The organism is Clostridium tarantellae (genome assembly GCF_009295725.1).
GTDB lineage: Bacteria > Bacillota > Clostridia > Clostridiales > Clostridiaceae > Sarcina > Sarcina tarantellae.
The window spans coordinates 1-1,441 of sequence record NZ_WHJC01000494.1; the positions used below are offsets into that span (position 1 = coordinate 1).

Here is a 1,441-nt window from a genome sequence, read left to right on the forward strand (position 1 = left end):
TTTTTAATATTATTATTACTTAAACTTAATCTAGATAATTTCTTTAATTCTCCCATTTCTTTTGGAACTTTTGTAATATTGTTTTTATTCATAGTTAACCATGTTAAATTTTTTAAATTACCTATTCCTGTTGGAATATTTTCTATCATATTTTCATCTAATGTTAAGAAATCTAAAGATTTTAAATTATTAAAAATATTATCTGGTAATTTTTTAATTCTGTTTCTATTAATAGTTAATGTTTCTAATTTAATTAATTTATCAAATATGCCTTCTGGTAATTCTTCTATTTTATTTTCATTTAAATTTAATTCTTTTAAATTAATTAATTTATCAAAAATTCCTTTTGGTAAAGAAGTAAGCTTATTGCAATTTAAATTTAAGCTTTCTAAATTAGTTAAATTATCAAATACTCCTTTTGGTAACTCACTTATAGCATGAGATGTTAAATCTATTGATTTAATGCCATTACCAAATTTTTTTAATTTAGATATATCTTTTATTTTGGCATACTCACGCATTTCTGATAAAGTTTGTAATTTGAAATTTAATCCACCTTTAGCATCTTTATATTCTGAATCTGATACTTTTCCATCTCCATCTTTATCAAAATTTAAAGCAATAGCTTCAAATTTATCTTTTAATTTCTTATGGTCTTTAATTCCTTTTTCAAAACCTGTCCATCCTTTTTTTATATCTTTATTAAATACTATATTAACTTGTTTATATTTGCTCATATCTCCAATATCCGTTTTTTTACCACCCATAGCACTAACTAGAACACCGGCTATATGCTCTGATGTTATATCTGAAACAGGAAATTGAAATGTTTGCATTTCGTATGATCCATTATTATTTTCTTCGCCATATCCATTACATTTACTTTCAGCAGCTATTCCATTACTTATCATTCTAAAATCATATAACATTGTTGCTTGTACCGTATTAAGCATTGTTATTGTCATTTTTCCATTTTTTACTTCAAGTTTTACATTTTTATCAAAAAAACCTCCAAGCATAGATGTTTCTTTATTATGGCTATCAAGTTTATATGCTTGAAAACCTAATGTATATACTCCATCTTCTAATTTATTTTTATTTTCAGCATTGTTATTTTTTTTAGTAACTACTATATTTCTTTCTATTGTTTTAATTTCACTACTATTATTTTTAATAGAATATATTGCTTTATATTTTCCTTCTATAGGATTATCTACATTAAGATTTTCACAAGTAACTTTAATATGATTACTTACATCATTTCCCATTTTATCTTTAGCTGATATCCCTTCCATTAAATTTATAGAAGTTCCTTCCTCTACTTTTATATCACCATTAACATTAATATTAAAATCACTCACTAGTGTTTAATAATTAAAAAATATTACCATTGACTTTTTTAAAAATACAAATATATTTCTAGTGATATTGATTATATATC

1 protein-coding gene is annotated in these 1,441 nt (G+C 22.9%); it reads right to left on the minus strand.

Annotated elements, in window-relative coordinates; all coding sequences use genetic code 11:
• Positions 1–1,361: leucine-rich repeat domain-containing protein (locus GBZ86_RS15890; RefSeq protein WP_152892272.1), on the minus strand; the 1,361-nt coding region annotated here is incomplete at its 3' end.
• Positions 1,362–1,441 lie beyond the last annotated feature (80 nt).